Consider the following 25,751-nt stretch of genomic DNA (forward strand, 5'->3'; position numbering starts at 1 on the left):
TCGACGGGGCGGCCCTTCTCAGGAGCCCTTGGCCATCGCCCTGTCGACCGGCGGACGCAGGTCCGGGAGGGTTCGGTCGCCGCCCACCGGCGGCCGGTCCTCCAGTGGTGGTGGCTTCTGCGGCAGGTGGTCCGTCCTGCCCAGGAGAGCGAGGTCGAGTGGCGGGCACGCCAGACGGTGGAGGGTCTCCCCCACGCCTCTGAGGCGATGGGCCATCGCCAGGGGAAGGTAGGCGGCCACGGCCCCGATGCGGCCGCCACCACCGATCGAGACCGCTGCGGAGACCCAACCCATGCTGTACTCCTGCAGGTCCAGGAAGGGCGACGGCCACGGGGAAGGCGTGTGCAGCTGGTGGACGAGGAGGCGTTCGTGGGTGAGGGTGCGGGATGTCAGCCGTGCCGGCCGGTGCCGCGCCAAGTGGTCGCGGAGCGCGTCCTCGTCGAGCTGGGCGAGCAGGCACTTGCCGAACGAGTGGGCGTGAGCGGACCGAGCGAAGTCCACCCACTCGGTGACGGGCGGTGTGTTCGGCCCGGACGACTGGGCGACCACCCGGACCTCACCCTCTTCGTAGACCGCGCAGTACAACGACGCCCCCACCTCCTCGCGCAGTCCGTCGAGCAGCCTGCCGATGGACGCGGTGACGGGCTCCGGCAGCGGGTGGGGCTGCAGGGACGTGAGGAAGAGGCGGCCCCGCTCGGCGGTCTCCTCCGCGCCTGACCACAGCTCGTCGACCGCTTCGACGGCTGCCCGAAGGCGCCTGTCGATGCTCATGCGCGGTCTCCTTCCGTGTCGCCGTCCCCGAGTATCGCCCTGAGGGTCCTTCTGCCCGCGTGGACGTGGGAGCGGACCGTTGCCGAGGTTGCTTCCATCGTCTGCGCGATCTCCTCGTACTCCATGCCGAACTGCAGTCGCATGACGAGAGCTTCCTGCTGGCGCGCGGGCAGCTTGCGGACGGCGTCGACGATGTCGAGGCGCAGGTCGCAGGCGGCGACCTCGTCCTGTGCCGCGATCCGGTCCCGTAACGTCGCGGCGTCGAGAAGCAGCCCCTGACCGTGGCGTGCCCGCCGGGCATCGTCAAGGCGCTGGCCGGCCACTTTGAACAGCCAACCCCGGGGATCTGCCATGCCACCCACCCGCTCCCAGTAGCGGTAGGCGGCGAGCATGGTGAGCTGCGCGGCATCTTCCAGAACACTGTGTTCCGCCTCCCGCCAGAGCAGGTATCGGCAGACCATGGGGTGGTAACACCTGAAGAACTCCTCGAATCCGGGCGGTCCCTGGGGCATGCGGTCCTCACTGTGCCGAACAGTTCGCGTGCGCCGAGGTCACGGGCTTTCCTCACTCCGGGTGGACACGTGGTAGGTGCGCCGGTGTCCGCGGTCGTCCACCATGTCCAGTCTGCCGCCCGCGGGCAAACGGTCGAGAACCTCGACAGCGGTGGCCCGGCATTCCCGCTCCGCTGCTGCGGCGGAGCGACCGCGGGCCATTTCCCGCAGGACCTCCCACGGCCCGATCCTTCCGCGTCCCCTCCGGAGCCCCATGAGCGATGTGAGCGTGGTGAGCACCATGATGGTGACGGGCCCGACGACAGCCACGATGTCAGCCAACGCATCCTCCTCTCTCCTGCCTCTTCCGGCATGCTGCCGGCGTCGGCTTGTCGATCCTGCTCACATAAGGGGTCCCGAGGCCGTTCTGTTGAGTCGGGTGCATGATTTTCTGAGAAAAAAGCTCCCGTGCCCGGCGAGGGTGGGGTGATGGGTGGGGGGACGGCACGGGCACCGACATCGACGACTCGGCCGGCTCGCGCCGCCGGCCGGTCGGCCGAGCGTCGTTCGGTGCTGCGCGTACTACCCGCGCAGGTCCGATCGTCGTCGAGCGGCGAGTCGACCGTGTACGGGGCGACCGGCTGGTCGAGGTACTCCGCGGCGCAGCAGCCCGGGTCCAGGCGGCCGTCTGCTCGCGTGGCCGATGAATCCGCTGTCGATCAGGGCCGGTTGGCGTCCCTGGAGCAGGAGCAGGTTGGCGTCGGGAAACGGCCGCTGCTGCCGGATCACCCAGGACGGCAGCGGTTGCGGGCTCACTGCTCGGGCCTGGTCACCCGGATCAGCGTCTGCTGTCCGTTGGCGACCAGTTTCCGGCTGCCGTCCTGGACGCCGAACACCTCCAACTGGCACACGGTCAGGGTGCGTCCGGGCTTCAGGACGGTTCCGACGGCCTCGATGTGGTTGCCGACGGCCGGCGCGAGGAGGTTGATCTTGTACTCGACCGTGAGCACCTCGGTGTTCTCCGGGAACAGCGTGAAGGCCGCGTAACCGCCGGCGCTGTCCGCGATCGCGCTGGTGGCGCCGGCGTGGAAGTAGCCGTGCTGCTGGGTGACCTCGGGGCGGCTCGGGAGCACGATGTGCACGCGGCCCGGCGCTACCTGCGTTATCCGTGCACCGAGGTGGGCCATCAGCCCCTGGCGGTCGAAGCTGGCCCGGATGCGCGCCTGCACGTCGGGGCTCGCCTGGTCCTGCTGCGTCCGGTCTTCCACGTGCTCTCCTTCGGCGGTGTGGGACGGGCGAAGCGGGTCCGTCAGCCGACCAGGCGTTCTGCCAGCAGGAACCCGCCGATGACGATCATCATGGCACCGGAGGCGCGGGAGACCGCCCGGGCCGCCGAAGGCCGGGTCCTCAGTACGGTGCGGGCCAACACGGCGACGGCGAGGTAGATGACGGCGCACGCGGTCATGTGGAGCGTGCCGAGCAGTCCCGTCTGCGCGGCGACCGGCCAGCTTGTCGCCGGGTCGATGAACTGCGGGAACAGCGAGAAGTACAGCAGCAGCGCCTTCGGGTTGAGACCGCTGATCCCGGCACCCTTGAGCATGATCTGCCATCGGGAGGAGCCCATGGGCTTCTCGGAGACCGCAAACGTGGCGGGCTGTCTCAGCACGCCCCAGCCGAGCCACATCAGATAGCCGGCCCCGGCGACGGTCAACGCGGTGAGCAGGGTCGCCGAGCTCGCCACGATCACCACCAGACCCGCGACGGCGAGCAGCGTGTATCCCGCGTATCCGGCTATCAGCCCGGCGACCGCCGGGACCACCGACCGGTCCCGCAGGCCTGCCGCGATCGCATAGGCCCAGTCCGCGCCCGGGGTGAACACCAGCAGGAGATCCACTGCCAGGAATGCCGCCAGCGTGGTCGTGTCCATGGATCGATCCCTCTCACGTTCTGCGTTGTGAGAGGAAGGTTAGGTCGCATCTGCCCGAAAGTGTTCCCGTCTTTTCCCCATGATCGCGCTCTTGGGGGGAGAATCTTCTCCATGGATGCCTTGGATCGGAAGATTCTTACCGAGCTGCAGTTGGACGGACGTCTCACGGTCACCGAGCTCGCCGCCCGCGTGCAGCTGAGCGTCTCGCCCTGCCACCGCCGCCTGCGCGACCTCGAACGAGAAGGCGCGATCCGCGGCTACCGCGCGGTCGTGGACCCGGCCGCCGTGGGACTCGACTTCGAGGCCCTGGTCTTCGCCACCCTGCGGTGGGAGGACCGTGACACCGTCACCTCCTTCGAAGAGGCCGTGGCCGCCGTCCCGCATGTCCTCCAGGCCCAGCGCCTGTTCGGCGAACCCGACTACCTCCTGCGCGTCGCCACCACCGACCTGTCCGCCTTCCAGCGGCTCTACGACCAGGAACTGGCCAGACTGCCGGGAGTCCAGCGCCTGACCTCCACCCTCGTCATGAAACACGTCGTCGACGACCGCCCCCTCCCCGAGTAGCGGCGCTGCCGTGGCCGCCCGGAACCCGAGAAGCGCCGGTTGACCAGGCGCCGAGGGGCGCCGGCGAAGGCCGCTGCCCGGTGCCCGGTCTCGGCGCCCGGTGCGGTGCTACGAATGAGCCACGACCTCACCGGCCGTGACCTGGGGAGGGTTGGGGAGCAGGGAGGCGAGGTGGTCCTGTACGAAGCCCGCCGCCCTGTCCGTCGACTCCTCGGCGCCGGCCCGGTCCTGGAAGACACTCGTCGAGACCAGCACCCCACCCCCGGCGTCGATCCAGTAATAGGCCACAAAGCCTTGGACCTGGCGGAGGAGCGGCAGGAACCCCTCGCTCACCCGGTGTCCCGCCTCGGCCGGGTCGGTCACTCCTTCGTACCGCCGAACCACTGCGTACATGACTGGTCTCCTCATGGGTCGCGGGGCGTCTTCTGCGGAGACGGCGTACCCGCCGCGGCAGGTGCGGTGCGCGCGAGCGTGCGGCAATCACCGGAAGGACCCCGATCAGTGATCCGAACGGAGGCTTCCGGCACCGTCGGCGGTGGCGGTGCCGGTGGCGGTGCCGGTGGCGGCGGCAGCAGCGGGCGAACCGGGGTGCGACGAAGCACCGGCGCCCAGCCGCACGACCGACCTCCACAGGCTGCGGCCGACCACACATTACCCGCGAGTACGTTTGGCTGATCATCGCCTCACCAGGGTCGATGGTGCGCCCGTACGCTCCGAACCACCGCACCTGATGGGTGTCACTGTGGCACCGCGGTCAGATCCCGATGGAGCATCGATGGCACGATCCCGCCGTACCACCGGCAGACAGCACCGCCGGCACAAGATGACATCTGCCGTGTTGGTCTCGGTGCTCGCCCTCGGCGGCAGCCTCGTCACGAACCCTGCGTCGGCGGCCTCCCGACCCGGGTCGGTGGTTGCCGCCGGCGCTCGTGCCACGCCGTCGTTCCGTCCGGCCGACATACCGATGAAGGACGGCACCGTCCTCAAGGCCGACGTGTTCGCCCCCGCCGCCGGCACCCCCGGCGCCGACCGGAAGGGCCGCTACCCCCTGGTCGTGCAGCCGGCCAGCTGGGGGCAGAACGACCTGGAGTACGTCGCCCAGGGCAGGCAACTTGCCGCCGACGGCTATGTCGCCGTCACCTACACCGTGCGCGGCTTCTGGCGCTCCGGGGGCGAGGTCGACGTCGCCGGGCCCAAGGACGTGGCCGATGTCTCCGCGGTCATCGACTGGGCGCTCGCCCACACACCGGCCGACCGGCAGCGCATCGGCATGGTGGGGCTCTCCCTGGGCGGGGGGCTCACCCTGATGGGTGCCGCCTTCGACCCGCGGATCAAGGCGGTCGCCGCGATGAGCGGCTGGGGCGACCTGACCGACTCGCTCTACAGCGGTCGCACAAGGCACCTCCAAGCCGCCGCCCTGCTCGCCGCCGTCCAGGCACCCACCGGCCGCACGAGCCCGGAGTTCGCGCAGATACTGGCAGACCTCGCGGCCGACCGCGACATGTCCAAGGTCGTCGCATGGGCGCACACCAGATCCCCGGCCACGTACGTGGATCGGATCAACGCCCACGGCACGGCCGTCCTCCTCGCCAACGCCTGGGGCGACAGCATCTTCAACCCCAGCGAGTTGACCGCCTTCTACCAACGCCTGACCGGGCCCAAGCGGCTCGAACTGCGCCCCGGGGACCACGCCACACAGGAGCTGACGGGCCTTCTGGGGCTGGACAACGCCGCCTGGGCGAGCGCACGCCGTTGGCTCGATCACCACGTCAAGGGCACCGGCGGCGGCGACGATGCGGGGCGCCCGGTGGAACTGGAGGTGCGGCCGAACCGCACGCAGGAGAGCTACTCGGACTGGCGCGCCGTCAGTTCCCGGACCGCACACCTGCGACTGGGCGGCCCGAACCCCCTTGGCACCGGGGAGCTCGGCGGAGCAGCCCGGACCGGCTGGCAGCGGCCGGTCATCGGTGGCACGGATTCGGGCGCGGACGGCGGCGTCGCCGAACTGTCCGGGCTGCTCGACCAGGTAGCCGCCCTGCCGCCGACCGTTCTCGTCCCCCGGCTGCCACGCAGCTCCGCCGCTGTGTGGCAGTCGGCGCCCTACGCGGCAGCGCAACACCTCCGCGGCGCCGCACGGTTGCACACGAAGGTCACGTCCTCCGCATCGCAGGGCACGGTGTTCGCCCACCTCTACGATGTCAACGCCCTGGGTGTGGGGAAGCTGATCTCGCACGCCCCGCAGAGCTGGTCCGGCAAGAGGCCGGGGAGTGCCTTTCCGCTGGATGTCTCGCTCTTCGCCACCGCGTACGACCTGCCCGCCGGGCACCGGCTCGCGCTGGTCCTGGACACGAAGGACCCGCTGTACGGAGGTCGTACCCCGCTCGCGAGCAGGGTGTCGTTCGGCGCCACTCCGGCCGACCCGTCCGAGCTGGCGCTGCCGCTGCGCTGACCAGGCGGGACTGTGCGGACACCCCCCTGGCGCGCCGCACCACCGGCGGCGCGTCAGGTCACCGTTTGGTCGCCGTCCGGAAGGTCCTCGACCGTCACCCTTTCCCGCGGTACCCCGAGCTCGTTCGCCACCACCGTGGCCAGGCCGTCCGGGTCGGGCTCGGCGGGGACGGGGACCCGCTCACCCTCGGGATAGCTCTCGATCGCCTTGGTGAAGTAGCTCGGATCCCAGGCACCAACGGCGCCCCTGACCTCCACCGCGCGTACGCCGCGCGTCCTGATGCGCTGCTCGACCGCGGCGAGGATCCGATCCGACCGGTACTCCCCCGGCACCTGGAACAAGCTGGCGTGCGCGCCCACTTTTCCACCGTCCCGGAGGCGGACGGTCACCGTGAGGCAACTCGTGACACTCGGGTAGGTGAGGATCCCGCCGGGGCCGACCTCGCCGACCTGGCCCTCGGTGATCGTGATGTTCGCGGTCTCCGGTGCGACGGGCACCGGTGTACGGGCCGGAGGCGTCGCCGGTCCCGGGGAAGGGTCGCTCGCGACCGCCGGCTGCGCCTGGGCCATGACGACGCAGGTGGCACTCAGGGAAAGGACCAGAAGTGGGGTGAGAGGCGCCAGGGCCGTGCCGTAACGGACCCACCAGTTCCGCCCATTCGGCGCCCCCTGCCTCTTCGCCTCGCCGGCTCTCCTTCGTCCCATCCTGCTTCCGTCCTGTTCTCGTCCCGATTCCGCGCCGCGAGGACGGGCATCGCACGACGGCGTCCCGGTGTCGGCGCGGCTCCTGTCGGACGCAGTGCCGCCAGTGGCCGACGCTGACCAAGTCCGTTCGGAATGCGGCCACATACCGGCACCGGCGACCCGTACCGCCCGTCCGGCCCGTACGGAACATCCGTGGCCGTCGCTCTCGGCTCGTGTGCGCCGACCGCGCCCGGCACCCGTCCCACGCCGGAACCCCGGGCTCGGTACGCCGACTCCATTGGGCCGCGCCAACGATACCCGGGGCTCCGGCAGACCGGAGTGGGCCTCCTGTCAGACGAACACCGACAGCAGCAGGGCCATCCCGAGCCCGAGCACACTGACCAGGGTCTGCACGGCCGTCTGGGTCTTGGTGGCCTGGGTGAGGTCCATGCCGAACGACTCCTTCACCAACCAGAAGCCGGCGTGGTTCACGTAGTTGAGGCCGAGGGACCCGGCACCGATCGCGACCACGAGGAGCGACGCCTCCAGCCCACCGCCATCGCCGATCAGCGGGGCCACGATGCCGGTGGCGGAGACGATGCCCACTGTGGCCGAGCCCGTGGTCAGCGAGAGGAGCAGGGCGATGAGCCAGCCCAGCACGATCACGCTGAGGTGGGCGCCCTTGGCGGCCGACGCGATGGCGTCACCGATGCCGGAGTCCTGAAGCACCTGCTTGAAGGCGCCTCCGCCGCCGATGATGAGCAGGATCGCCGCGATGGACTTCAGACTGTTCGTCAGCGAGGCGCGGGTCTCCTCTCCGGAGCGTCCGGTTCGGGTGAACGTCACGCCGAGCGCGAAGAGGAAGCCGGCGAGCATGGCCACCAGAGGTTCCCCCACGAAGGTCAGGGCGGCCCGCAGCCCGCTCGACTCGTCCAGCAGCGTTTCGGCCAGCGTGCGCAGCAGCATCAGGGCGACGGGCACCAGCACGGCCGCCACCGCGAGGCCGGTGGGCACACCGGTGTGGGGCGGCGCGTCCTCCCGCAGCTGTGCACCCGGCCCCGAGGAGGCCGGAACGGGCGCCCGCTCGGCTCCCGTGAACTGCGCCACCAGTTCGGCGTCCGGGCGCACTTCGGAGAGCCGGGGTGCGATCCAGCGGGCGTAGACGGGCCCGGCCAGGATGACGGTGGGCAGCGCGCAGGCGATGCCGACGGCGAGGGTGAGACCGAGATCGGCGTGCAGGCCGGTCATGGCGGTCAGCGGGCCCGGGTGGGGCGGCAGCATGCCGTGCAGGGTGGACAGGGAGGCGATGGCGGGCACTCCGAGGAGCACATACGGGCTGCCCTTCGCACCCCCCTGACCCTCCAGCCTGCGGGCCACACTGAAGATCAATGGCAGCAGCACTATCAGCCCCACCTCGAAGAACATGGGTATGCCGATGACGAACGCCGCCGCGCCGACCCACCACGGCAGCCTGCGGTGGTCGGCGCGGCCGACGAGGGCACGGGCGATGGCGTCGGTCGCTCCCGAGTCGGACAGCAGACGGCCGAGCATGGCGCCGAGGGCGAGTGTGACGCCGACGTCGCCGAGGGTGCCGCCCGCGCCGTCCTCGATGGAGCCGACGAGCTTCGCGACGGGTTCCCCGGCAGCGATTCCCGTGCCGACGCCGACCACGATCAGCGCGACGAACGGGTGCACGCGGAGCCGGCAGTTGATGAGGAGGATCAGTGCTGCGATCGCCACCGTGAGGATGAGCAGCAGCCACCAAGTGTGCGCGGTCATGGGTGCCTTTCCAGGACATGCGGGAGTGCGTACGCCGACAGGGCATGGGTGGGTCGGGGGGTGGTGCGGATCAGCGGGGTGTGCGGGACCGCCGGTGGAGTCACGCCGATGGGCGCGTCGCTCAGTCCAGGTCCAGGCGCGCGAGCAGGACGGCCACGGCCCTGTCCTGCCGGGTCAGGCTGGTGGCGAAGGCACGGCCGGTGAGGAAGGCGTCGGTCCAACCGTGCCGGGTGAGTTCGGCCTTCCACTGTCGGGAGGTGTGCAGCGCGGTCAGCGCGTCGATCCAGCGTCGGCGGTCCGCGGGGCCGATGCCGGGCGGGGCGACGATCCCCCGCCAGTTGCCGAAGACCAGGTCGATGCCGGCGGCCTTCAGCGTCGGTACCCGGGGCAGGGCGGCCACCGGCCGGTCGCTGGTCACCGCGAGCACCCGAAGCTGCCCGGCGGCGATGTGGTCCAGGAACTCGCCGATGCCGCTGGTGGCGAAGTCGACCCTCCCGTCCAGCAGAGCGGGGAGCAGGTCGCCGCCACCGCCGTCGTGGGCGACATACTTCACCTTCTTCGGTTCGACGCCGACGGTCCTGGCCAGCTCCATGGGGAAAAGGTGGTCCGGACCGCCCAGGGAGGACCCGCCGCCGATCGTGACGCGTCCGGGACTCTTCCGCCACGCGGTGACCAGGTCCCCGATCGTGCGGTACGGCGAGTCCTTGCGGACGACCACCGCTTCGGGCTCCTCCATCAAGCGCGCGATCGGCGTGGTCTGCTCGACGGTCGCCTCGGCGTGCGCGACGTGTGAGGCGCCGAGGACGCCGAGCCCCATCAGCAGCGCGAGCCGGCCGTTGCCGCGCTCGTCGACGGTGCGCTGCAGTCCCACCGTGCCGCCCGCTCCGGGCAGGTTGAACACCTGCACGTCCGAGGGGGTACCGGTCTCCTCCAGCACGCGGGCCACGGTTCGTGCCGTGGTGTCGTACCCGCCTCCGGGCGTGTTGGGCACCATGATCCGCAGACCGTCGCCTGCGGCGCCCCCGGAGTCCGGCCATGCCCCGCAGGCGCCGACGAGCAGCGACAGCAGCAGGGCGAGGGCGCCTGGCAGGGCGCGACCGGTACGACTCCTCATGGCACCTCTCTTTCGCTTCTCGCCCGGCAGACGTCATGATTGTGCGGCCTGGCGGAACGGTCGCCCAGGTTGTGTCAGCAGAAGAGATTGAGTTCGTTGTGGTCGCCGTGTTCCGTCGCCAGACGCTCGCGGGCGAGATGCTGGTGCTCCAGCTCGCCATCGTCGTGGTGGTGCTGCTGGCGGTCGCCGCGGTCTCCCTCGCGCAGTCCGAGGCCACCTTCAACCGGGTGGAGGGCCGCCGGGTGAGCGCGCTGGCCGAGCAACTGGCCGCCCATCCCCTGGTACGCAGCCGTCTGGTGGAGCCCGCGCCGGCCGAGGCCCTGGCCCCGCTGGTGCACTCCACGCGGGTGCAGTCCAGCGTCACGTCGGTCACGGTCGCCGACCGCCGGGGCCGCGTCGTCAGCTCGACCAATCCCACGGTGATCGGCGACCGGCTGCCGTTGGGCAAGCGGGTGGGCGAGGGCCGCGGCTGGTCGGGCGCGCTGGACTGGGACGGCAGCCGGGAGCTGGTGGCCCAGGTGCCGGTCCTCGGTGCCACGGGGCACGACCTCGGCCGGGACCTGGGCACCGTCATGATCGGCGAAGCGTCCCCGACGGTGTGGCAGCGGCTGAGCGGCGCGTCCTGGTATCTGCTCGTCTATCTCGGCGTCGCCAGCGCGCTCGGCGTCGTCGGCTCCTGGCTGCTCGCCCGGCGCGTCAAACGGCAGACGCTCGGCCTGGAGCCGCGGGAGATCACCGGGCTCGCCGAACACCGCGAGGCGATGCTCTACGGCATCGCCGAGGGCGTCGTCGCCCTCGATCCGCAGCACCGCGTCACCCTCGTCAACGACATCGGCCGGCGACTCCTGAACCTGCCTACGGACTGCGTGGGCCGGAATCTGACCGAGCTCGGCATCGAAGGACGACTCCTCGACGTCCTGGCCGGTGCCCGGGAGGAGCCGACGGACCTGAAGGACGAGGTCGTCATCCGGCACGGCCGCGCCCTGGTCATGAACCGGATGACCGTCGTCAAGGACGGACGGCCGCTCGGCTCCGTCACCACGCTCCGCGACCGCACCGAACTGGCCCGGCTGGAGCGCGAGATCGGCTCCTTCCGCAGCACGTCCGAGCTGCTCCGCGCGCAGACCCACGAGTTCGCCAACCAGCTCCACACCATCTCCGGCCTGATCCAGATCGGTGAGCAGGACGAAGTGGTGCAGTACATCCGGGCACTGAACCGGAGGCGCCAGTCCCTCGACATGAGCATCGGCCGTCGGGTCCACGACACCGCCGTCGCCGCCCTGCTGATGGCCAAGGCGTCCCAGGCCGGCGAACGCAAGGTCGCCCTGCGACTGTCGGACCGCACCGCTCTCGACCGGCTCGCCCCTGAGGACGCCGCCGATGTGGCGACCGTGGTCGGCAACCTCGTCGACAACGCCCTCGACGCCGCCACGTCCGAGCCCGGCGGCAACGAGCCCTGGGTGGAGATCGAGCTGCGTCAGGACACGGCCGGCGTGGAGATCGTGGTACGCGACTCCGGTCCCGGCGTCGCCCCCGAACTCGCCCATGAGGTCTTCGCCCACGGCTTCACCACCAAGGCCGCCCGGGAAGGCGAGCGCGGCATCGGGCTCGCCCTGACCCGGCTGGTCTGCGAGCGCCGGGGCGGCGAGATCGCCGTGACCAACACCGACGACGGCGCGAAGTTCACCGCCCGCATGTCCGTCAGCCACCCCGCCGCCGCGTTGGCGGAAGGAGCACCCCGATGACCGAGCCGCACGACACCATCGACGTGCTCGTGGTCGACGACGACTTCATGGTGGCCCGCGTCCACCGAACCTTCGTCGAACGGGTGCCCCCGTTCCACGTCGTCGGCACCGCGCACACCGGCCAGCAGGCGATCGAGGCGGTCGACACCCTGCGCCCCGACCTGGTCCTGTTGGACCTCTACCTGCCGGACATCTTCGGCCTGGACGTCATTCCCCGGCTGCGCACCGCGGGACACGACTGCGACGTCATGGTCATCAGCGCCGCCCGCGAGGCCGACACGGTGCGCGGCGCGGTCCGCCACGGCGTCGTCGACTACCTCCTCAAGCCCTTCGACCACGAGGACCTGCAGCCTCGCCTCGAGCGGTACGCGACCCAGCGCGGGCGTCTGCTCACCACCGTCGTCCGCGGCCAGGCGGACGTGGACCGCGTCCTCGCCGGAGCGTTCGCGCCCGCGGCAGGCGGCACCCTCCCGAAGGGCCTGAGCGTGGAGACCGCCGCACTCGTCGAACGCGCCCTCCGCGAGGCGAACGGCACCGTCTCCGCGGCCGAGGCGGCCGCCGCCACCGGCATCTCCCGGGTCAGCGCCCGCCGCTACCTGGAGTACTTCCACACCACCGGCAACGCCGCGGTGTCCCTGCGCTACGGCACGGCCGGCCGCCCGGAGCGCCGGTACATCTGGCTGGCCTGAAGCGCGCCGCCCCGAGCGGCGGCCCCCACGGGTCGACGCGCGGAGTACGCGAGGAGCCGCCGTGCGACGGGGGCGTCGGCGCCGGACCGGAGCCGTTGTGCCCAAGGGGCATTGCGCCAAGGGGCGTTGTGCCAAAGAGGCAGTTGTGCCAAGGGGGCCGTTGCGCCAAACGCTGACACGCCTGGGCACCCACTACGTCGAGCAGGGCACGGCGCTCTACAGGGTCTGCTCACCGGCAAGTACCTGCCACAGTCGCCATCACCGGGGGCTCCGCGCCACTCACAGGTGCGGGACAACGCGTCTGCGTCCAGGGTGCTGTCCGCGTTTCCGGGTTCCTGCGGCGCCGGTCCATCACCTCGGGCCCATTACCCTTTCACCATGACGATGCACAAGACCGTCCCGGTGAGCGTTGACGCGATGCTTGAGGACCTGCGGAAACTCGTCGAAATCGAGTCTCCCTCGCGCCATCTCGACGCCTTGGGAGCATCGGCCAAAGCTGTCGCCGCCGTCATCGAGAGCCGCCTCGGCGGGCAGGCCGTCCTCGTGGAGAGCGAAGCCGGGCCACATGTCCACTGGTCGGGTGGTGGCGATCCCCAGGTGCTGGTCCTCGGTCACCACGACACGGTTTTCCCGCTCGGCACCCTGGAACGCCGCCCGTTCAGGGTCCACGACGGGCACGCAACCGGCCCCGGGGTCTTCGACATGCTGGGCGGTTTGGTGCAGGCCATTCATGGCTTGGCGACGCTCGACGACCGGTCAGGTGTGGAGATCCTGGTGACCGCCGACGAGGAGGTGGGATCCCACTCCTCTCGAGCCCTCATCGAAGAACGCGCCCGTGCGTGCCGTGCCGTGCTGGTGTTCGAGGGGGCCGCCGAGGGCGGAGGGCTGAAAACCGGCCGCAAGGGCTGCGGCACGTTCGAAGTCACTGTCACGGGCCGGGCGTCGCACGCCGGCCTTGAGCCCGCAGCCGGGGTCAACGCCCTGATCGAGGCGGCACACCAGGTGCTCGACATCGCAGCGCTCGGACGGCCCGAGATCGGCACGACCGTCACCCCGACCGTCGCGTCCGCGGGAACCCTGGACAACGTCGTTCCCGCCGAGGCGACCGTCATCGTCGACGTCCGGGTCGAGTCGGCCCACGAGAAGGAGCGCATCGAAGCTGCGTTCGCGACGCTGGCTCCGCATCTCGACGAAGCAGAGATCACGGTACGGGGGGCCATCGGCCGACCGCCGATGCCCGAGTCGGCATCGGCGGAACTCTTCGCGGTGGCGAGGCGGCTGCTCCCTGGCCTCGAAGGCAGAGCGGTCGGCGGCGGAAGCGACGGCAACTTCACGGCCGCCCTGGGGGTGCCGACACTCGATGGCCTCGGAGCAGTCGGGGGCGGCGCCCACGCCGACCACGAGTACGTGGTGATCGACGCCATGGCCGAGCGGGCGAACCTCGTTGCCGGACTGGTGAACACGCTTCGGCCCACGCGGACGGACGAGAGTCAACAGCGCCTGCGCAACCTGTGAGCGGGCACGCGAGGTCGCGGTCCGCGAGATTCGCCATGCCCCACAGTCTCGGATATTCGCCCGGCGTGCGCGGCCGACGTCTACAGCGGGCGTATGCGCAGGCCCTTGATGTCCGTGGTGGGCGGAGTGCCCCCGGTCAGCAACAGTGTGGTGATCCGGTCCGCCGGACCGGCGACGAAGTGCACGTGGCCTCCGGGGAGCGGCACGACGGTGTCATCGGTGCCGGTCGGGATTCCGGTGAGACGGCTGAGCCAGGCAGCGGCTTCAGACGGGTGGGGCGTCTCGATCACGAACCCGGCGAGGTCGTGGGTGCCGCGATTGCCCCCTCCGCCGCGGTAGGTGTCCAGGAGGACCTGCCGGTCGGGGGTGTAGGTGATGAAGAACGGCGCCCAGCGCGGGGCGTCGGTGAGGAAGGCTTCCCGGAACGACACGGGTGAGCCCTCCCGAGCGAACGTCAGCAGTTCGACCTCGTGCCCCTGGCGTCGAAGGCGTTCGGTGGTCGCGGCGACGTCGGTGACGTCGATCGCGAAGTTGAGTGCGCTGCCACCGCCCGCGAGGACGTCATGGACGAAGGGCATCAGCGGCGTCATCGCTCTGCCGTAGGGCGAACCGACGAACTCGGCACGATCGACGATGCCGAGGATCTCGATGTAGCGCACGTCCAGACGCCACGCACCGTTCTGGAAGCCCAGGTGCGGCGGGTTGGTGTGCGCGGGCAGCCCAGCAGCCGTGTAGGCGGCGACGGCTGACGCCACCTCGGGAACGCAGTGCAGGAGATGATCGAACGCCGGTGACTCCGATGCCATGACGCATCCTCCCTCAGAAGTGAGGTGAGCCTAACAACAGGGGCGAGGTCGAATCCCCGTGGTGACCGGATGGTGACAGCCGGGCGGTTGCGGATCGCGGTGGGAGCGCCTCCTTCCCTTGCTCGGCCGGACAACTCGGCAGGTTCGGCTCCTGGTTGCGGTTCGGCTCCTGGTTGCGCCACCCGCATGCGGGCAGCCGCTTCCCGAGCCGCCACGGGGGGGAATACCGACGGACGCGAGCGGGGCCGCACCGGGCGGGGCGGCACCGGTGGGATGCCGCCCCGCCCGAGCGGGGTCGGTCAGCTCTTGCTCTTGCTCTTGCTCTTGCCGAGGAGCTTGTTCATCTGGGTGATCTCCGTGCTCTGGCCGGTGATGACGTTGCCGGCGAGCGTCTTGGCGGGGCCGTAGGCCCCTTCCCGCTGCTCGGTCCGGGCCATCTTCACGGCGCCTTCGTGGTGGCCGACCATCATGGTGAGGAAGGCCGTGTCGAAGGCTTTGCCGGAGGCGCCCTTCAGCTCCTTCATCTGCTTCTCGGTCATCATGCCGGGCATGCCGGAGCCGCCACTGTGGCCCATGCCGTGATCCATGCCGTGGTCCATGTCCCCCATGCCCTCCGTGGTTTCGGCGGGGACCTTTTCGCCCCATGCCGTGAGCCAGCCGGACATGGTGGTGATCTCCGGGTCCTGGGCGTTCTTGATCTTGTCCGCGAGGGTCTTCACCTCGCCGGACGCGGCCCGGTCCTCGGCGAGGTCGGCCATGGTGACGGCCTGGCGATGGTGGGGGATCATCTGGGTGGCGAAGGCGACATCGGCGGCGTTGTGCCGGCCGACCGACCGGCCGGCCGATGCGGAGGCGCTGCTGGTCGCTTCGGCGTGGTGGCCGGAGGACGCGGTGTCGTCGTTGTTGCCGCCGCACGCGGCCAGCACGAGGGCGGCCACTGCCGCGGTGGCGACGGCGGCGCTGCGGCGCAGGGCGGAACGCTGAACGGTCATGGTCGTGCAACTCCTTGGTGTTCACGCGGGCAAGGACGTGCCGAGAGCGGCGGTCGCCGGGGGCGGTCGCCGTCTCGTGGTGTTCCTAGATCCGCAGGAGTTGCAGTTCGCTCAGATCGGGCGGGGCCCGGCTGCCCAGGGAGGCCGGTGCCGGCTGCCACGAGGGCCTGCCGGGCGCAGCGGCTGCCACTGGTCCTGGCGCGGGAGCGGGCAATACGGGGGCCGTGGCCGTGCCGGTGGCCGCGCAGGTGGCGTCGGCGTGCTGGAGGTGTCCGCTGCCGCCGTGCCGCAGATGGTGGCAGGAGCCCCCGGATGACGCCTGTTGACCGATGGGCATCGCGTGCGGGGGCGCCGACGACGCGGGCATCGCGTGCGCGGACGTCGACGAAGGAGCCATCGGCGCCATGCCGTGCATGGCCACCAGCCCGAAGAGGACCGACAACACCAGAAGCGCCTGCACCCGCCATCCGGGAGCAGGCGCACACCGGATACGGGTACGGTCCACCGGATCATCGTAAGCCGCTCCGCCAACAGCGCTTCCACCGCCCGAGCGGGCCGTCGCCCTTAGCAGCACTTTATGTTGCCCATCGACTACGGTACGTCGCGTGGTGATCGGGGTGACGCGTCGTGCTTCCCGGCCCGCGGCCCGCGGCCGGCTCGTGCTGGCGCTGGTCGTGGCCGCGCTGGTCCATGTGCTCGGCTGCGCCCACGGTTCGCCGTCCGATGGTGCGCACCGCATCGACTCCCTGCCCGTCACCACGACCACCGCCGTCTCGCAGCCGGCGGGTCCGGCGCCCGGCCTCCGGGCAGTTGCCGACGCGGCCCCCACGGGGACCGGAGCGCCCGCCATCGCCGGGCGGGGGCTCGCGGGCATGGAGGAATGCCAGGGGGCGGACGAGCCGAGCACGCTGAGCCCCCGCACGCTCCTGCCCCAGCCTCCGCCAGGGGCTGCCACGGACGATCCGGGCACCGGCAGCAAGGAAGCGGTCGTACGCCCGGCAGCGCACGAACTGATGCGCGCGGGCGGTGGCAAGGATCAGCACACGACGCAGGCCCGTACGCGTGCGGTGCTGGGGGTCTGGCGGTCCTGAGCGGTCCGCACCGCCCCCCGGTCCGCCGCCGCGGCAACTCGCCCGGACGCGCCCTGCGAAGTGCGGTGTCCCGCCCGGACGTCCCTTTCCCTCTTGACACTCGGTCAGTTCCCACCCTGCGCTGCGGGGTGGTGCGGGCCGGTAGGAGACCTGTGCGATGACCACGTTCGCGATGCCCTCTTCCCTCATCCCGCCGGCCCAGATGCTGACGGCCGCCTCCCGCCCCGCGCGTACCCCGGCCGGGCTGGTGGGTGACACCCCGATCCTGTGGGTCGGTGAACCCTTCGCCGCGACCGGGCGCGGCTTCTGGGCCAAGCTCGAAGGACACAACCCCGGCGGTATCAAGGACCGAACGGCCCTGCACATGGTCCGCGCGGCCCGCGAGCGCGGCGATCTGAAGCCCGGAGCACGGATCGTGGAATCCACCTCCGGCACCCTGGGCCTGGGCCTGGCCCTGGCGGGGGTCGTCCACGGCCACCCGGTCACGGTGGTCACCGACCCCGGGATCGAGCCGCTGATGTGCGGACTCCTGACCGCCTACGGCGCCGGCATCGACCTGGTGCAGCGTCCGCACGAAAGCGGCGGCTGGCAGCAGGCCCGGCGTATGCGGGTGGAGGAACTGCTGGCCGCACACCCCGACGCCTGGTGCCCCGACCAGTACCACAACCCCGACAACGTGGCCGCGTACCGGCCGCTGGCCCATGAACTGATCGCTCAGATGGGCCGGATCGACACCCTGGTGGTCAGCGTCGGCACCGGCGGCCACTCCGCCGGTATCGCGTCGGTGCTGCGCCACTTCTTCCCCCGCCTGAAGGTCGTCGGGGTGGACACGACCGGCTCCACGATTTTCGGACAGCCCGCCGCCCCGCGCCTGATGCGGGGCCTGGGCAGCAGCATCTACCCCCGCAACGTCGCCTACGACCTCTTCGACGAGGTGCACTGGATTGCCGCACCCGAAGCGGTCTGGGCAGCCAGGCAACTGGCCCGCTGCCTCTACGCCAGTGGCGGCTGGAGCGTCGGCGCGGTCGCCCTGGTCTCCCGCTGGCTGGCGGCGACCGCGCCGGCCGAGGAACGGATCGTGGCCGTCTTCCCCGACGGACCCCAGCGCTACACCGGCACCGTCTTCAACGACGACTACTGCCGCCGACACGGCCTGCTCACCCCCACCGCGCCTGCCGGCCCCCAGGAAATCGCCCATGCCGGTGAGCGGACAGTCACTTCCTGGACGAGGTGCACCACCGTCACCGACCCCCTGGCTGCCCCCGACGACGAGCCGGCGCGCCCGGCCGACGACGCCACCGGCCTGACGGGAGTGGAGCGATGACGGCGCTGTGGCGGTCCACCCGCTCCTTCCCCCGCGGCGCACAGTTGCTGATGGCCAACCAGTTCGCCATCAACCTGGCGTTCTACATGCTCATGCCGTACCTCACCGCCCACCTCGCCGGCGACCTGAAGCTCGCCGCGTGGACGGTCGGCCTGGTCCTGGGCGTGCGCAACCTCTCCCAGCAGGGCATGTTTCTCATCGGCGGTACTCTCGCCGACCGCTACGGCTACAAGGCCCCGATTCTGGCCGGCTGCCTGCTGCGCACCGCCGGGTTCGCCCTGCTGGGTTGGGTCGATGCCCTCCCCGCCCTGATCATCGCCTCCGCCGCCACCGGCTTCGCCGGCGCCTTGTTCAACCCCGCCGTGCGCGCCTACCTTGCCGCGGAAGCCGGAGAGCGGCGGGTGGAGGCGTTCGCGACGTTCAACGTCTACTACCAGGCCGGGATGTTGCTCGGTCCGCTGGTGGGGCTTGGCCTGCTGGTCGCCGACTTCCGCCTGGTGTGCACGGTGGCGGCCGCGATCTTCGCCGGACTCAGCGTCTTGCAGTGGCGGGCGCTTCCCGCCCGCCGCGGCCACGACACCTCCGCCACCGGTGAGGCGGCCCGGGACGGCGGCGGGGTGCGAGGGGTGTGGGCGCAGTGGCGGCAGGTGGTGGCCAACCGGCCCTTCCTGCTGTTCTCCGCTGTGATGATCGGCTCCTACGTGCTGACCTTCCAGGTCTACCTCGCCCTGCCACTGGCCGCCGACGACGTGCTGGAGGCGGACGGCACGAAGGCCACCAGCGCCCTGTTCGTGCTGTCGGCCGCGGTGACGGTGGCCGGGCAACTGCGGCTGACCGGCTGGGCCAAGCGCCGCTGGAAGGCAGAGCAGGCCCTGGTCCGCGGACTGGCCGTGATGGGAGCGGCGTTCACACCCCTGGCCCTCGTGCCCTCCGGCGGCCGGTACGCCACCGCCACGGTCCTGGCCGCGCTCGCGGCCGCGGTGGTGCTGCTCGCCGTGGGGAGCGCGGTGGTCTACCCCTTCGAGATGGACACCGTCGTCTCCCTGTCCGGCGGCCGTCTGGTCGCCACCCACTACGGCTTCTACAACACCGTCTCCGGCCTGGGCATCACCGTGGGCAACCTGGCCACCGGAGCGGTCTGGGACTACGCCCACCGGATCGGGGCCGCCTGGCTTCCCTGGCTGGGCCTGACCGTCACCGGCCTGGCCTGCGCGGCGGCCGTGCGCGCCCTCGCCCGTACCGGACGCCTCGACGCGCCCGTCGCCCAGCCGGTCACCGCCTGACCGCCTGACCGCCTGACCGCCTGACCGCCCGCCAGGGATCACAGGACAGCCCATAACCCCGAATTGGCTGGATGTGCCCGCGTGAAAGGGCCGAAAGCGAGCACAAGACCTTTCACTGCCCACTTTCCGGAGACCTCGGGCAGGCGGCCCCGCCGCCAAGGGACGGGCGCTCAGTGGGGCCGAGGGAGAGGCGCGTGCCACAGAACGTGGCTGCGGGCGCCGCCGGTGCGCGCCCTCTGCCTCTCCCTCCCCTTCGGTGAAAGGCGTCGATCATGATGTTCGTGCCGTTGCTCTTGCCCGCGCTGATGCTCGTCCTCTTGGTTCTCCTCGACCACTACGAGGAACGCGTATTCGGCAGTCGGTCGCCGACACCGCGTATCGACCACCACCGGAAGAGGCCCGCTCGGTCCTCGGTTCGGCGTGAGCAGGTCGAGGTGCTCGCGACCGGCCCGACGATGGCCAGGAGTGCCGTGGTGTCCTTCCCCGCTGGGCGCGGTGGGCACCGCATACTCCGTTGACCGGGGCGGACCCGGGCAGGCGCGGCTTCCTCGGGCTGCCCCTCCCGGTCCGGGCCCCAGGCCCGAGCGCCCGCCCACCCGTCCTGCGCATGCGCCCCCGCAGGCACTGCACTGTTCCGGCATGACGTGGCCGGTGGTCCCTCTCGCGGCTCCTGTCGCCGAGCCGGGGATCGGTCGGACCTCGCCCTCGCCCGCTCACCCCGTGCTCCGTGTGATCACCCCGCGATGCCCCCGTGCGCTCCCCGCTCGGTCTTGAGCGCCCCCGCCGTACGCGGTGAAGTGGGCAGTGCTGGGGCCAGGCACGCCATCGGGGCGCCACCGGCCCCCAAGGAACAGGAAGAGCATGGCCTTGGAGAAGTCGGAGAAGAACGCCCGCCCGTCCAGCCCCAGATGGGGGAAAGCTGTCGTCATCGGCGGCGGGTACGCCGGTCTCGTGACCGCTCGCGTCCTGGCCGACCACTTCGCCGAAGTCCTCGTCCTCGAGCGGGATCCGGTGGAGACCGACACCGGAGTCCACCCTCATGCGCCGCAGGGCTACCACGCCCACGCGATGCTGGCCAAGGGCGCGGAAACCCTGGAGAAGCTCTTCCCCGGCCTACGGGCGGAGCTGCAGGATCTCGGTGCCCCCGTCTTCGACTACGGGGAGCGGATCAACTTCCTGCTGCCCACCGGATTCGCGCCGCCCGTCACCATGGGCGTGCGGGTCCAGTCGTTCACCCGGGACGAGCTCGAACGGCGCCTGCGGCACAAGGTGCTCGATCTGCCGGCCGTGACACTGCTCGCCGCCACCCGCTGCGAAGGCGTGACGATGAGCCGCCCCGGCCGCATGGACCGGGTGCGCTACCGCACCGAGGGCGCCGAGCAGTCCACCGAGGTCACGGCGGACCTGGTCGTCGACGCCTCGGGGCGGTCCACCTCCATCGACCAGTGGCTCACCGCGGCCCGGTTGCCCGTGCCCGCCGCGGCCACCGTGAAGGCGAGGATCACCTACGCATCCACGATCTTCGACCGGTCCGAGGAGGACGAACGCGACTTCGACGTCGCCTACCAGATGGCCTTCGCCCCGGACGTCACCCGCGGGGGCGTCCTACTCGCGGTGGAGAACAACCGCTGGATGTGCTCCCTGTTCGGCTTCGAGCACCTGCCGCCCACCGACGACGCGGGGTACTTGGACTTCGCGCGCACTCTGGGCAACCCCCGCCTCGCCGAGCGGATCGCGGCGCGTACCCGACAGGAGCCTGTCCACCGTTACACCAACGCCGGCAGCCTGTGGCGGCAGCACCACAAGAGCAAGCGCTGGCCCGAGCGCCTGATCTCGGTCGGCGACTCCCTCTGCGTGTTCAACCCCGTGTACGGACAGGGGCTCACCGTCGCCGCTCTCGAAGCCGACCTCCTCGCCCGCATGCTGCGGCGCCGCCGGGCCGACGGAGCAGACCTCGACGGGCTGAGCCGGGCCTACCAACGTGCCGCGGCCCGCGTCATCCAGGTCCCGTGGACCCTGTCGACCACCTCGGACCTCATGTGGGCCCCCGCCCGCCAGCCCGTCTCCGCGCGCGTCGCCCACTGGTACAACCAGCAGATCTTCGCGCTCGCCGTCCGCGACGCGTCGATCTGGACCCGCTTCGTGCGCGTGGCCAACATGACCGCGCCACCCTCCCTCCTCTTCCACCCCTCCGTCCTCACCAAAGTGCTCCGTCGGGCCCTCACCCGCCGCACCACCGGCCCGGCGATCCCCGACCACACCCGGCACCCCGGCTCGTCCCTGGCGTGACCCTGGCGTGACCCGCACGCCGGGGCCGTCCGCGAGCGTCGAGCGGAGTCCCGGCGGGCCTGCCCGGCGGACCGTCGACTCTGCGATCGGTGGCGGCTCAGCGGCTGCGTGCGGTCGCCGAGCGGGCCACGATCGAGTCATCGGCGGTCGGCGGGACCACGGGTGGTCTGCCGCAGCATCGCGTCGCCCGCCGAGTGCCCGCCGCACCGGGGCACACAGCACCACCACAGCCCGTCCACCCTTGGAGCGCTGAGTAGCAGATGACCGGGAACCCCAGCGATACGCCGACTCCCCCGCCTGCCGGCCCCGGCAACGGGCCCACCGTCTCCCGCCGGGAGTTCGACGCGCTGTTCGAGACCGTCCGCACGTGGGGCCGCTGGACGCCCGCCGACCGCGGCGCCTGGAACCGGGTGACCCCGGAGCACGTACGACGGGCTTCCGCCCTGGTCCGGACCGGAACGGTCGTCCCGATGGGGCGCCCTTGGGACACTGCACCGGGTCCGGACAACGCCAGGCCCGCCCTGCACTACATGTCCGACCTCGGTGACGTCGAGGCTCCTGAACCCGCCACTCACAAGGACTTCATCGCCGCCGACTTCCACGGCAAGGCCGTCAGCCATCTGGACGCGCTGTCCCACGTTGCCTACCGCGGGCATCTCTACGACGGCCGGCCGGCGCGCGGGCTCATCGACTCCGCAGGAGCCCGCTTCGGTGCCGTATCAGCGCTTGGCCCGCTGGTGACCAAAGGCGTGCTCCTCGATCTGCCGGCCGTATTCGGGTGCGCATGGCTGGACCCCGGACGGGCCGTGCACGCCGAGGACATCCTGGGCGCGGAGCAGGCGCTCGATGTGACGATCGGCGAGGGGGACGCGGTACTGCTGAGATCCGGCAGCCTCCGCCGTCGTCAGGAACTGGGCGCCTGGGACCTCGACGCGGCGAGCGCGGGCTTCCACGTGGACGCCATGCCCCTGCTGGCCGAGCGCGGGATCGCCCTGCTCGCCGGGGACGGCGACAGCGACGTACGGCCCTCACCGGTGGATGGGGTGCACTCCCCGGTCCATGCGCTCGCCATCGCCGCGATGGGGGTGCCGCTCCTGGACAACCTGGACCTCGAAGCGCTCTCCGCCGCCGGCGCCGCGACCGGCCGTTACGAGTTCCTACTCCTGGTAGCTCCCCTGAACATCCCTGGCGGGACGGGCTCGCCCGTCAATCCCATCGCGGTCCTGTGACGATCAGGGCCGCTCAACAGCCGAAGAACTACCATTGGATCAAAAGGTGCAGCCGCTTCGGCGTGCGAGCGGCCGTAACGGTACGTACGCATGGGGAAGTGATGGGTATGGGGCCGATGGGAGACGGTGTCGGCCCCACACGCGCCCGTGAGCAGTTCCTTCGCGGAGAATCGGTCCAGGGGACCGTGCGAAGCTCGATCTTGAATTCGTGGCAGCGTTCTCAGTCTCTGGGGCTCGCACCAGAGGAATGCGAGCTTCCTTTCCGCCAGGACCTCGACCTGGACGGGCGGCTCGTCCGCGCCGCCGGGCCTGTCCTGGACCGACTGCAGTCCAGGTTCGCGGGCCGGAACATCAATGTGTCCCTCGCCGATGGGGGCGGTGCGGTGCTGCAACGCCGTTTCGGTGAAGTCTCTCTGGTCAGGCAGCTCGCCGCGATCCAGAGCGTCCCGGGTTTCGTGTTCGCAGAACGGTTCGGCGGAACCAACGGAATCGGCCTGGCACTCGCGGAAAGGCAGCTGATCAACGTTTACGGCGCTGAGCACTTCGCCGAACGCTCTCAGTCCAGTGCCTGCTCGGCAATTCCCATTCGTGACCTGCTCAGTGGGCGTGTGGAAGGCATTCTCTGTTTCGGCTTTCCGCTCACCGAAGCGGATATGGCGCTCAACACCGTGATCCGCAGGGCCGCCGGTGCCATCGAACGACGGCTGCTGGAACAGAGTTCGACGCGAGAGCGCGCCCTGCTTCAGGCGTACCTCGACGCCGGGCGCGGCTCGCCCACCGGAGCTGCGACGGGCAACGGACAGCGGGGCGAGCTCGCCGAGAGCGGGCTGGGCTGGCGTGATCAGCTGATCCTCAAGGAGAGGGCCACCGATCTGATCGCCTCGGCCCAACGCGCCGCCGTCGAGGTGTCCCTGCCCGGCGGCCGCAGGATCACCTTGCTGAGCCGTCCGGTCACCAGTCCCTCCGGGGTGGAGGGTGTCGTCGTCGAAGCGGTCCTCCCCCCACCGCATCAGCGCCTCACCGTCCGCGTCGAGGCGGACGCATCGCCCAGCCTCCTGGCCCAGCAGGCCCTCGCCCCGACCGTCGCGCCGCGCCGGCACGCTCCCGACACGGTGCCCGACCGAGCCGCCACGGTGGGACGCGAGCCCGGCACCGCCGAACGTGCGACCAGTGGGCTGGTTCTGGTGGGCGAGCCGGAAGTGGGGAAGTTCGCCGTGGCGGCCCGGCGCCGCCTGGAGCTGCTGTCCGAGGCCAGCACCCGCATCGGCACGACCCTGGACGTGAGCCGCACCGCCCGGGAGCTCGCCGAGATGGCCGTCCCACGCTTGGCGGACTTCGTCACCATCGACCTTCCCGAGGCGGTGCTGCGCGGCGACGAGCCGACCGACCCCGGCGCCGATCTCCACCGCACGGTGGTCCACGGCTTTCGCGAGGACCGCCCCTTCTCCCCCGCCGGTGAGCGGGTCGCCTTCCGCCCCACTGCTCCCCAACTCCGCTGTCTGGCCGGCAGGCAGCCGGTTCTCGAACCCGATCTGCGTGTCGCTCCGGGTCGGATCGTGGAGGATCCCGCGTTCGCCCAGCGCCTCCTCGACCACAACGTCCACTCCCTCATCGCCGTCCCCCTCCTTGCCCGCGGCATCGCCCTGGGCGTGGCGAGCTTCTACCGCTCGCGGGACCCGGCCCCCTTCGGCGACGACGACCGTTCTCTGGCGCAGGAACTCGCCACCCGCGCTGCCATCTGCATCGACAACGCCCGCCGCTACACCCGCGAACACACCATGGTCGTCACCCTGCAGCGCAGCCTGCTGCCGCAGCGCTTCCCCGCGCTGAACGCCGTCGACGTCGCCTACCGCTATCTGCCGTCCGAGGCCGGGGTCGGCGGGGACTGGTTCGACGTCATTCCGCTCTCCAGCAGCCGCGTAGCCCTCGTCGTCGGGGATGTCGTCGGCCATGGGCTGCACGCCGCCGCCACCATGGGCCGGCTGCGCACCGCCGCCCGCAACTTCGCCGAACTGGACCTCGCCCCGGACGAGGTCCTCACCCACCTCGACAACCTCGTGGGGCGCCTCGACGAGGACGAGGGCAACGAGGAATCCCGCGGCCGGAGTCCCGGCATCATCGGCGCCACCTGCCTGTACACCATCTACGACCCTGCTTCGCAACAGTGCGTGATGGCCCGGGCCGGCCACCCGCCACCCGCGCTGGTCCGTCCCGACGGCACCGTCACCTATCCCGAGCTGCCCGCCGGTCCGCCTCTGGGCCTGGGCGGTCTCCCGTTCGAAACCGCCGAGTTCCACCTTCCCGAAGGCAGCCAGCTCGTCCTCTACACCGATGGACTCGTCGAAGACCGCCACCGCGATGTCGACACGGTCCTCGACCAGCTGCGCCGAGCCCTGGCCCATCCGAACCGCCCGCCCGAGGACACCTGTGAGGCAGTGCTCCGGACCGTGGTGCCCAGCCACCCCGCCGACGACATCGCGCTGCTCGTCGCCCGCACCCACGCCCTGGCGCCACACCGCATCGCCACCTGGGACCTGCCCGCCGACCCGGCGCTCGTCTCCGGCATCCGAGCCTCCGTCACTCGCCAACTGGCCGAATGGGGACTCGATGAGGTCGCCTTCGCCACCGAACTACTGCTCAGCGAGCTGGTCACCAATGCCATCCGCTACGGCACCGATCCCATCCAGGTACGCCTGCTCTACGACCGCACGCTGACCTGCGAGGTCTCCGACACCAGCAGCACCGCCCCACACCTGCGCCACGCGGCCACCACCGACGAGGGCGGCCGCGGCCTGTTCCTCGTCGCACAGCTCGCCCATGCCTGGGGCGCCCGCTACACGACCAACGGCAAGGTCATCTGGGCCGAGTGCACGCTGGAGGTGCCCGGCGGAGCGCCCCGCACCGCCGAAGAGCATTTCGCCGACATTCCCGCCATCTGACAGCCTCCGGCGCAGAAGCCGAAGAGAGCCGTAGCATGCGGAAATGCGGCGACAACTGCTGGTGGTGCGGC

At 71.1% G+C, this 25,751-nt stretch carries 23 protein-coding genes; 12 read left to right on the forward strand and 11 right to left on the reverse strand.

Annotation, left to right across the window (positions count from 1 at the left end; all coding sequences use genetic code 11):
* Window positions 1–18: 18 nt before the first annotated feature.
* From ACGFML_RS30210 to ACGFML_RS30225, 4 genes are all read right to left on the reverse strand, one after another.
* Complete coding sequence (locus tag ACGFML_RS30210; protein WP_393548785.1) at window positions 19–771, reverse strand: IclR family transcriptional regulator C-terminal domain-containing protein; 753 nt, start codon at window positions 769–771, stop codon at window positions 19–21.
* Complete coding sequence (locus tag ACGFML_RS30215) at window positions 768–1,283, reverse strand: RNA polymerase sigma factor (RefSeq protein ID WP_393548786.1); 516 nt, start codon at window positions 1,281–1,283, stop codon at window positions 768–770. The genes ACGFML_RS30210 and ACGFML_RS30215 overlap by 4 nt, the downstream gene beginning before the upstream one ends.
* 791 nt (window positions 1,284–2,074) lie before the next feature.
* Window positions 2,075–2,530, reverse strand: a complete 456-nt coding sequence (locus ACGFML_RS30220) for a PaaI family thioesterase (RefSeq protein WP_393548787.1) — start codon at window positions 2,528–2,530, stop codon at window positions 2,075–2,077.
* A gap of 41 nt (window positions 2,531–2,571) precedes the next feature.
* Window positions 2,572–3,189, reverse strand: coding sequence for a LysE family translocator (locus ACGFML_RS30225; RefSeq protein WP_393548788.1), 618 nt, complete (start codon window positions 3,187–3,189; stop codon window positions 2,572–2,574).
* 111 nt (window positions 3,190–3,300) lie between these two features.
* Between ACGFML_RS30225 and ACGFML_RS30230 the strand changes: the two genes are divergently transcribed.
* Window positions 3,301–3,753 carry an Lrp/AsnC family transcriptional regulator gene (locus ACGFML_RS30230; protein ID WP_393548789.1) on the forward strand — a complete coding sequence of 151 codons (453 nt, stop codon included), beginning with the start codon at window positions 3,301–3,303 and terminating at the stop codon, window positions 3,751–3,753.
* Window positions 3,754–3,861: 108 nt separating this feature from the next.
* Here ACGFML_RS30230 and ACGFML_RS30235 read toward each other — a convergent pair whose 3' ends face one another.
* Entirely contained in the window at window positions 3,862–4,146 is a 285-nt protein-coding gene (locus ACGFML_RS30235; protein ID WP_393548790.1) for a hypothetical protein, read from the reverse strand.
* Between the two features lie 382 nt (window positions 4,147–4,528).
* Here ACGFML_RS30235 and ACGFML_RS30240 point away from each other — a divergent pair, with 382 nt between their 5' ends.
* The gene (locus tag ACGFML_RS30240; protein ID WP_393548791.1) at window positions 4,529–6,202 is read left to right on the forward strand and encodes a CocE/NonD family hydrolase; all 1,674 of its coding nucleotides are present in this window, start codon (window positions 4,529–4,531) and stop codon (window positions 6,200–6,202) included.
* A gap of 53 nt (window positions 6,203–6,255) precedes the next feature.
* On the opposite strand, the gene ACGFML_RS30245 is transcribed toward ACGFML_RS30240, so the two are convergent.
* The 3 genes from ACGFML_RS30245 to ACGFML_RS30255 form a co-directional block, all read right to left on the reverse strand.
* Entirely contained in the window at window positions 6,256–6,699 is a 444-nt protein-coding gene (locus ACGFML_RS30245) for a hypothetical protein (RefSeq protein ID WP_393548792.1), read from the reverse strand.
* 537 nt (window positions 6,700–7,236) lie between these two features.
* A complete protein-coding gene (locus ACGFML_RS30250) occupies window positions 7,237–8,664 on the reverse strand; it encodes a GntP family permease (protein WP_393548793.1) in 1,428 nt (475 codons plus the stop codon).
* A gap of 121 nt (window positions 8,665–8,785) precedes the next feature.
* Complete coding sequence (locus ACGFML_RS30255; protein WP_393548794.1) at window positions 8,786–9,778, reverse strand: Bug family tripartite tricarboxylate transporter substrate binding protein; 993 nt, start codon at window positions 9,776–9,778, stop codon at window positions 8,786–8,788.
* Window positions 9,779–9,876: 98 nt separating this feature from the next.
* On the opposite strand from ACGFML_RS30255, the gene ACGFML_RS30260 reads away from it, so the two are divergent.
* The 3 genes from ACGFML_RS30260 (at window position 9,877) to ACGFML_RS30270 (ending at window position 13,727) form a co-directional block, all read left to right on the forward strand.
* Entirely contained in the window at window positions 9,877–11,523 is a 1,647-nt protein-coding gene (locus tag ACGFML_RS30260) for an ATP-binding protein (protein ID WP_393548795.1), read from the forward strand.
* The gene (locus tag ACGFML_RS30265) at window positions 11,520–12,212 is read left to right on the forward strand and encodes a response regulator (RefSeq protein WP_393548796.1); all 693 of its coding nucleotides are present in this window, start codon (window positions 11,520–11,522) and stop codon (window positions 12,210–12,212) included. The genes ACGFML_RS30260 and ACGFML_RS30265 overlap by 4 nt, the downstream gene beginning before the upstream one ends.
* A gap of 378 nt (window positions 12,213–12,590) precedes the next feature.
* Window positions 12,591–13,727, forward strand: a complete 1,137-nt coding sequence (locus ACGFML_RS30270; protein WP_393548797.1) for a M20 family metallopeptidase — start codon at window positions 12,591–12,593, stop codon at window positions 13,725–13,727.
* Between the two features lie 80 nt (window positions 13,728–13,807).
* Here ACGFML_RS30270 and ACGFML_RS30275 read toward each other — a convergent pair whose 3' ends face one another.
* The 3 genes from ACGFML_RS30275 to ACGFML_RS30285 form a co-directional block, all read right to left on the reverse strand.
* Window positions 13,808–14,533, reverse strand: a complete 726-nt coding sequence (locus ACGFML_RS30275; protein ID WP_393548798.1) for a VOC family protein — start codon at window positions 14,531–14,533, stop codon at window positions 13,808–13,810.
* A gap of 299 nt (window positions 14,534–14,832) precedes the next feature.
* The gene (locus tag ACGFML_RS30280; RefSeq protein ID WP_393548799.1) at window positions 14,833–15,525 is read right to left on the reverse strand and encodes a DUF305 domain-containing protein; all 693 of its coding nucleotides are present in this window, start codon (window positions 15,523–15,525) and stop codon (window positions 14,833–14,835) included.
* An 85-nt stretch (window positions 15,526–15,610) separates the two neighbouring features.
* Window positions 15,611–16,030, reverse strand: coding sequence for a DUF6153 family protein (locus ACGFML_RS30285; protein WP_393548800.1), 420 nt, complete (start codon window positions 16,028–16,030; stop codon window positions 15,611–15,613).
* A 100-nt stretch (window positions 16,031–16,130) separates the two neighbouring features.
* On the opposite strand from ACGFML_RS30285, the gene ACGFML_RS30290 reads away from it, so the two are divergent.
* The 7 genes from ACGFML_RS30290 to ACGFML_RS30320 all read left to right on the forward strand — a co-directional run bounded on the left by ACGFML_RS30290 (window position 16,131) and on the right by ACGFML_RS30320 (window position 25,680).
* On the forward strand, window positions 16,131–16,616 hold the full coding sequence (locus ACGFML_RS30290; RefSeq protein WP_393548801.1) for a hypothetical protein: 486 nt from the start codon (window positions 16,131–16,133) through the stop codon (window positions 16,614–16,616).
* Between the two features lie 157 nt (window positions 16,617–16,773).
* Window positions 16,774–17,940 (forward strand): PLP-dependent cysteine synthase family protein, encoded by a 1,167-nt coding sequence (locus tag ACGFML_RS30295; protein ID WP_393548802.1) that lies wholly within the window; start codon window positions 16,774–16,776, stop codon window positions 17,938–17,940.
* Complete coding sequence (locus ACGFML_RS30300) at window positions 17,937–19,223, forward strand: MFS transporter (protein WP_393548803.1); 1,287 nt, start codon at window positions 17,937–17,939, stop codon at window positions 19,221–19,223. Before ACGFML_RS30295 ends, ACGFML_RS30300 begins: the two co-directional genes overlap by 4 nt.
* 272 nt (window positions 19,224–19,495) lie before the next feature.
* Complete coding sequence (locus tag ACGFML_RS30305) at window positions 19,496–19,741, forward strand: hypothetical protein (protein ID WP_393548804.1); 246 nt, start codon at window positions 19,496–19,498, stop codon at window positions 19,739–19,741.
* A 343-nt stretch (window positions 19,742–20,084) separates the two neighbouring features.
* On the forward strand, window positions 20,085–21,512 hold the full coding sequence (locus tag ACGFML_RS30310) for an FAD-dependent oxidoreductase (protein WP_393548805.1): 1,428 nt from the start codon (window positions 20,085–20,087) through the stop codon (window positions 21,510–21,512).
* Between the two features lie 260 nt (window positions 21,513–21,772).
* Window positions 21,773–22,741, forward strand: coding sequence for a cyclase family protein (locus tag ACGFML_RS30315; RefSeq protein WP_393548806.1), 969 nt, complete (start codon window positions 21,773–21,775; stop codon window positions 22,739–22,741).
* 107 nt (window positions 22,742–22,848) lie between these two features.
* Window positions 22,849–25,680, forward strand: a complete 2,832-nt coding sequence (locus ACGFML_RS30320) for a SpoIIE family protein phosphatase (RefSeq protein ID WP_393548807.1) — start codon at window positions 22,849–22,851, stop codon at window positions 25,678–25,680.
* Window positions 25,681–25,751: the final 71 nt, after the last annotated feature.

The organism is Streptomyces sp. NPDC048650 (genome assembly GCF_043199095.1).
Classification (GTDB): domain Bacteria; phylum Actinomycetota; class Actinomycetes; order Streptomycetales; family Streptomycetaceae; genus Streptomyces.